The sequence below is a fragment of the Actinosynnema sp. NPDC053489 genome (assembly GCF_044544865.1).
Lineage (GTDB): Bacteria > Actinomycetota > Actinomycetes > Mycobacteriales > Pseudonocardiaceae > Actinosynnema.
Window position 1 is genome coordinate 222,843 of sequence record NZ_JBITXT010000013.1, and the last position, 6,197, is coordinate 229,039.

At 68.2% G+C, this 6,197-nt stretch carries 6 protein-coding genes and 1 pseudogene; all 7 read left to right on the forward strand.

Annotated elements, in window-relative coordinates:
• The first annotated feature begins 17 nt into the window (after positions 1-17).
• Positions 18-311 carry a hypothetical protein gene (locus ACIGNX_RS27645; RefSeq protein WP_396543646.1) on the forward strand — a complete coding sequence of 98 codons (294 nt, stop codon included), beginning with the start codon at positions 18-20 and terminating at the stop codon, positions 309-311.
• A 1-nt stretch (position 312) separates the two neighbouring features.
• Entirely contained in the window at positions 313-1,221 is a 909-nt protein-coding gene (locus ACIGNX_RS27650) for a hypothetical protein (RefSeq protein WP_396543647.1), read from the forward strand.
• A 154-nt stretch (positions 1,222-1,375) separates the two neighbouring features.
• Positions 1,376-2,377, forward strand: coding sequence for a bifunctional DNA primase/polymerase (locus tag ACIGNX_RS27655; RefSeq protein ID WP_396543649.1), 1,002 nt, complete (start codon positions 1,376-1,378; stop codon positions 2,375-2,377).
• Positions 2,374-2,769, forward strand: a pseudogene (locus ACIGNX_RS27660) (DNA cytosine methyltransferase); the annotation flags it as partial. The gene ACIGNX_RS27655 and the pseudogene ACIGNX_RS27660, both read left to right, overlap by 4 nt.
• Before the next feature lie 390 nt (positions 2,770-3,159).
• Positions 3,160-4,320 carry a DUF3631 domain-containing protein gene (locus tag ACIGNX_RS27665; RefSeq protein WP_396543662.1) on the forward strand — a complete coding sequence of 387 codons (1,161 nt, stop codon included), beginning with the start codon at positions 3,160-3,162 and terminating at the stop codon, positions 4,318-4,320.
• Entirely contained in the window at positions 4,317-4,544 is a 228-nt protein-coding gene (locus tag ACIGNX_RS27670; protein WP_396543651.1) for a helix-turn-helix domain-containing protein, read from the forward strand. The genes ACIGNX_RS27665 and ACIGNX_RS27670 overlap by 4 nt, the downstream gene beginning before the upstream one ends.
• Positions 4,528-5,685 carry a tyrosine recombinase XerC gene (xerC, locus tag ACIGNX_RS27675; protein ID WP_396543653.1) on the forward strand — a complete coding sequence of 386 codons (1,158 nt, stop codon included), beginning with the start codon at positions 4,528-4,530 and terminating at the stop codon, positions 5,683-5,685. Before ACIGNX_RS27670 ends, xerC begins: the two co-directional genes overlap by 17 nt.
• The last annotated feature ends 512 nt before the right edge of the window (positions 5,686-6,197 follow it).

The following is a 6,197-nucleotide window of genomic DNA, read 5'->3' on the forward strand; positions in this document are numbered from 1 at the left end:
CGGCCCGGAGGCCACCCGTGGACCCCCTCGCAACGATCATCACCAGCCCGATCCTGCTCACCATCGCCGTCACGCTCTGCTACGCCCTGTCGTGCGCGGTCTGGCCGTTCAAGCGCTGCCGTGCCTGCAACGGCGCGGGTCACCACAAGTCCCGCCTGATCAGGGCCTACCGCCCGTGCCGCCGCTGCGACGGAAGCGGCATGCGCCTGCGTGCGGGCCGCAAGGTCTGGAACGCGTTCACCCGCACCCGTCGCAACCTGCGCGCCCAACGGCGCGGCAACGACAACTCCCAGCGCAACCAGGGGACGTGACATGTGTCGAGCCGGAGGGCGTCGCTGCAAGGGCAGCCAGGCCAGCAGCCGCGCCACCCAGACCGCCCGCAAGCAGCTCTCTCGGGCACGGCAGGCGCTCCGCCAGGCGGAGGCCGCCGGTGACGGCGACGCCATCGCCAAGGCCGAACAACGACTCGCGCAAGCCAACGCCAACGTGCAAGCGGCCAAGGAGAACATCGTGCACGGCAACGACAACCGCAACGCCGCAGATCACAGCGGGGACGTGACCGAACCCGCCCCCGTGTCCGTCCCGGTGACCGGAGAACTCTCCGACAAGCCGTTGCTGGACAACACCTGGGGCGACCTGGGCAACAACAGCCCGGTGCACTACCACGACGACGGCCCGGTCGGGACCGCGGTCAAGTACATGGGACCCGACGCCCGGATGAACGTGGACGGCGAACCGTTGGCCAACGTCGTGGGCCGTATCGCCACCGACGTCGTGCGCCGCAACACCACGGCCCAGCAGGCCGTCGACAACCTCAAGCAGCTGCGCGACCGGCTCCCCGAGGGCAGCCGCGCCAAGACGTGCCTGTCCCAGGCGGTCCGCAACATGGACGGCCCGGACACGCCCGTCCCCCAGGTCCCGGACGGCACGCCCGAGGCCCTGCACGACCTGGTGCGCAAGCTGCACGCCGTCCCCATGGTCCGCCGCGAACCGGACAAGGAGCTACAGCCCCTGCTGGAGCTCTGTGGTCGTGTCGCGGCAGGGGACAAGCTCGCCCGCGCGCTGATGGGCGAGGAGGTCAAGCGGCTGCGCAACAAGCGTCACGAGAGCCTCGGGGACAGCGGCAAGTTCGAGATCGACGACGCGGTCAGCAAGGCCGTCACCGCGCTCAAGGAGCAGGCACAGCGGGAGCGCGAACAGCGCCGCACGCAGGGGACGTGACCCACACACCGGACACCGGCAGCCACGTCGGCACCGCCGACACGGCACGGACCGATTCCGCATCACCGCAGCTCGCACCGGGGACGTGACCAACCCCGTCCCCGGTGCGAGCACCCCTCCGCCACCTCACTAACAGCGTCCACAGGAGACAGTCATGGACTCCCGCGACGAACTCATGCGCCACGCCCTGGCCGCCGCCGAACTCGGCTTCCACGTCTTCCCGCTGCGTCCCGGCGAGAAGATCGCCGCACTGCACAGCGAGAAGCGCTGCCCCCGCACCGGAGCGTGCCGCGACGGACACGCCAAGCCCGAACAGCGCGCCACCACCGACCCCGCCGTCATCGAGCGCTGCTGGTCGGCCGGACCGTTCAACATCGGCATCGCCACCGGCCCGAGCGGTCTGGTCGTGATCGACCTGGACACCCGCAAGTCACCCGACGACGTGCCCAAGGACGGCTGGAACCGGAGGGGCATCGTGGACGGCCACGACGTGTTCACCGCCGTCTGCCAGGAAGCAGGACAGCCGGTGCCGTGGGAGACGCGCACCGTGCGCACCGCCCGCGGCGGAACACACCTGTACTTCCGGGCACCGTCCGGTGTGGAGCTGCGCAGCACCGAGGGCGACAAGGGCAACGGACTCGGGTGGAAGGTCGACACCCGCGCCTGGGGCGGCCACGTCGTCGGACCGGGATCGGTCACCCCGAACGGCGGCTACACCGTCACCGACGACACCCCACCCGCCGAACTGCCCGCCTGGTTAGTCCAGCGCCTCACCCCCAAGCCGCCACCGGCCCGTACAGCGCCGATCGTGAGCCGTTCTGAGCGGCTACCCGCCTACGTCACTGCAGCGGTCCGGGGTGAGCGGGACAGGGTCGCAGCAGCCCAATCAGGCGCACACACGCGGACGCTGTTCGTCGCCTCCGTCGCACTCGGGCAACTCGTGGGTGCCGGACTGCTCCCCTCGGCTACAGCAGAGGCCGAACTGTTCAACGCCGCACTGCACATGATCACCGACCGGTGCCAGTGCACCGACCGGGAAGTACTCCGCACCATCGACAACGGCCTCCGCGCGGGCATGTCACGTCCCCGAAAGACCCCGACCGACAACACCGCGACGACCACGGCGGCACTGTTCACCGAGCGGGGCGCGGCATGAACGTCCTGTCGCTGTTCGCCGGTATCGGCGGTCTCGAACTAGGGCTCGAACGCTCCGGGATGACCGTGGTCGGCCAGGTCGAGATCAACTCGTTCGCCCGCTCCGTACTCGCCCGCCACTGGCCGGAGGTTGACCGCCATGACGACGTCCGCACCGCCCCAACCTGGTGGACAGCGCGGTCACGTCCCCCTGTCGACGTCGTCTGCGGCGGATTCCCCTGCCAGCCCTTCAGCACCGCCGGCGAACACCGCGGCGTTGCCGATGAACGCTGGGGATGGCCCTGGATGGCCGAGGTCATTCGCGTGGTTCGACCCCGCTACGTCCTCGTGGAGAACGTCGCAGCTCTCCTTACCGACGCGGTCGCCTTCGGATGGCTCCTCGGTGACCTGGCCGACCTCGGGTTCGATGCGGAATGGGGAGTGCTTCCCGCGTGCGCCGTGGGTGCCCCACACACACACGCAACCGCCTGTTCCTCGTGGCCTACCCCGCTGGCGCGGTGGGGCAAGAGCGGCTGGGGTCTGGGAGCCAAGGGCGGCCGGTACCGAGCGGAGACCGAAGCCCGAATCCGTGGCCTGATCCGATCAACGGGTTCCTGGCGGCCACACCCCAACGCGGTCGAGTGGCTGATGGGGTTCCCCAAGGACTGGACGGCCCCCGCGTCACCGCACTCGGCAACGCCGTCGTCCCCCAGGTCGCCGAACACCTCGGCCGCTACCTCCTCGACCTCGACCAGCACAGCCACACCGCATGAACACCGTGAACCAGCACCAGGAGGCACGCGCATGACCGCCGCACTCCGAGTCGTCCCGACCGCCCCACCCCTGCCCGGTCACGTGATCCTCGACCAGGCCCGCGACTTCGTGGCGCGGTTCTCCGCGTTCCCCTCCCAGCACTGCGCCCCGATGCTCGCGCTCTGGTACGCGCACACCTGGGCAGCGGAGCACTTCTACGTCACGCCCCGGCTCATCCTCTCCTCCGCCGAACCGGGATCGGGCAAGACCCGCGTGCTCGAAGTCGCCAAGCACCTCACCCAGGCACCGGAGATGACCGCGTCAGGGTCCGCCGCGGCGTTGGTGCGCATGGTCGCGGCCGGTCCGATCACAATCCTGTTGGACGAGGTGGACACCATCTTCGCCGCCGGCGGAGGCGGCAACGAAGACGTGCGCGGAATGCTCAACCTCGGCTACAAGCGCACCGCCACCATCCCCAAGGTCAAAGGCGACTCCGGCTCCGGTTTCGTGGTCGAACGCCTCCCCATCTTCGCGCCCGCCGCGCTGGCCGGACTGGTCGGCTCGATGCCCGACACCATCACCACCCGCGCCATCACGGTCAACCTGCGCAAGCGTCGCCACGACGAACACGTGGACGGCTACTTGGAACGCCGCGCCGAACGCGACGCCGCACCGATCCGGAACGCCCTGGCCACCTGGATCACCGGCATCGGCGAACAGCTCGGCGACGCTGAACCGGCCATGCCGCACGGTGTGCACGACCGGTCCGCCGAAATCTGGGAACCGCTACTGGCCATCGCCGACGCCGCCGGAGGCCACTGGCCCGACACCGCACGCGCCGCGTGCGTGCACTTCGTGCTCAGCGCCAACAAGCCCACACCGTCACTCGGCATCCAACTGCTGGCCGACCTCCGCACGCTGTTCACCGCGGCCGGAACGGACCGGATGCACACCACCGACATCGTGGAACGCCTCCGTGCCCTTGACGACTCGCCGTGGGCCGACCTGCACGGCAAACCGCTCGACTCGCGCCGACTTGCCCGCGAGCTGAGCCGCTACCAGGTCGCGCCGCTCACGTTCAAGCACAACACCACCAACGCCAAGGGCTACGTCACCTACGCCACCGACAAGCAGGTGGAGCAGGTCGGCTTGGCGGACGCCTGGGCGCGCTACCTGCCGGTTGAGAACGCGGACGACAAGGGGGACCGGTGAACGACACGGCCGTGGTCATCGAACTGACCAAGTACCTCTACAGAGTGCCCGAAGCCATGAAGCTGTTGTCCTTGAGCCGCAGCACCTTCTACGAGCAGATGCGGGCTGGACGGATCAAGTTCGTCAAGCAGGGCAGTGCCACGCTCATCCCGGCGTCCGCGATCCGGGCCTACGTCGCACTGTTGGAGCAGGAAGCGGGGGTGCACTATGGCGAAACGGCGTAGCCGCGGGGACGGCGGACTGCACTGGGACGAGAAGCGGCAACGGTGGATCGCCACCGCCACCATCGGCTACAACACCAAGGGCAAGAGGATCACCCGTAAGGCCAGCGGCAAGACCAAGACCGAAGCCAAGGACAAGCTCAAGGAAATCCTCCGCGACCTTGACGACGGCTTGGCCATCACGCCGCGCGGCTACACCGTCAAGGACGCCGTCACCACCTGGTTGGACTACGGGTTGCGCGGACGCGACCCCGAGACGGTGAAGAACTACCGCTACCAGGCCGAAGGGCACATCATCCCGAACCTGGGAGCGCGGAAGCTGCGGGAGCTGACCGCCGACGACGTGGACGAGTTCCTTGCCGAACTGTCGTTGACGCTGTCCACGCGGACGCTGCGGCTGGTGTACTCGATCCTCAACCGGTCGGTGCGCATGGCGCAGGCACGCGACAAAGTCAAGCGCAATGTGGTGCCACTGTGCGAGGTACCGACCGGGCAGGCCGGACGTCCGTCGAAAGCGCTCACGCTCGATCAGGTGGCCGCAGTGCTCGACGCGTCGGAGAACACGCCGATGTACGCCTACATCGTGCTGTCGCTGCTGATCGGCGCGCGCACCGAAGAACTCCGCGCGTTGACCTGGGAACACGTGGATCTTGAGGGCAAGCCGAACGCCGATCCGGTCGTCCTGCCGTCCATCTCCGTGTGGCGGTCGGTTCGCCAGGACGGTGACACCAAGACTCGCAAGTCACGACGCACGCTGGCCATGCCGACGCGATGCGTAGACGCGCTCAAGGCCCACCGCGTCTACCAGGACGCCCGACGCGAGTTGGCGGGCAAGCGCTGGCAGGAACACGGACTGGTGTTCGCCTCGCAGGTCGGGACCGAGCTGGACTCCCACAACGTCCGGCGCGCCTTCCGGCGGGTGCTGAAGGCCGCGGGCCTCAACCCGAAGGACTGGACACCTCGGGAAATGCGACACAGCTTCGTGTCTGTGCTGTCCGCGTCCGGCGTGCGGCTTGAGGACATCGCACGGCTGGTCGGGCACAGCGGCACGGCGGTAACGGAGGCCGTCTACCGACACCAGATCGTGCCCGTGATGGTCGAGGGAGCGACCGCTATGGACCGCATCTTCCCCAGAGCGAGTTGACTTCACTACGACAGATACGAAGCCCGCTGACTTGGCGTATACCTCCAGGTCAGCGGGCTTCAGACCTTTGAGTGGTGAGTAATTCTCATGTACGACTATCCCCGTGGACGAGCGACCTGCGATCTTGGGAGTTGAGCGGGACTCTACTTATCCACGCTCTGCGATTGGTGCCTTCTGGCACCCCGGGAGGAACGATGAGCTTGCCGCGACCGATGGACAGCGCCCCGCAAGATGGAACGATCGTGATAGGCAGTTGCCCTCTCGCTGGCGGTGGCACCGCCGAACTTCCCATGGTCTGGGTTCCGGCCCGACGTCAGTGGTGCGTTCCCGCAGTCCCCCGCCTGGAGAATGGTCTCGACCCCGACGGGTGGCAACCGCTGCCGGATAATTTTGATCTTCCTGGGTGGGAGGACTAGCTGTACTGCCCCGTGAGGTTGGGGACGCGGCTGGCGGGTGGTAGGCCCTTGAGTGCGGTGTGGCCGCGGTGGTGATTGTAGGTGTGCAGCCATCGC

Coding starts and splice junctions, on each gene's coding strand:
- ACIGNX_RS27650 (WP_396543647.1), top strand. CDS start 313: ATGTGTCGAGCCGGAGGGCGTCGCTGCAAGGGCAGCCAGGCCAGCAGC.
- ACIGNX_RS27655 (WP_396543649.1), top strand. CDS start 1,376: ATGGACTCCCGCGACGAACTCATGCGCCACGCCCTGGCCGCCGCCGAA.
- ACIGNX_RS27665 (WP_396543662.1), top strand. CDS start 3,160: ATGACCGCCGCACTCCGAGTCGTCCCGACCGCCCCACCCCTGCCCGGT.
- xerC (WP_396543653.1), top strand. CDS start 4,528: ATGGCGAAACGGCGTAGCCGCGGGGACGGCGGACTGCACTGGGACGAG.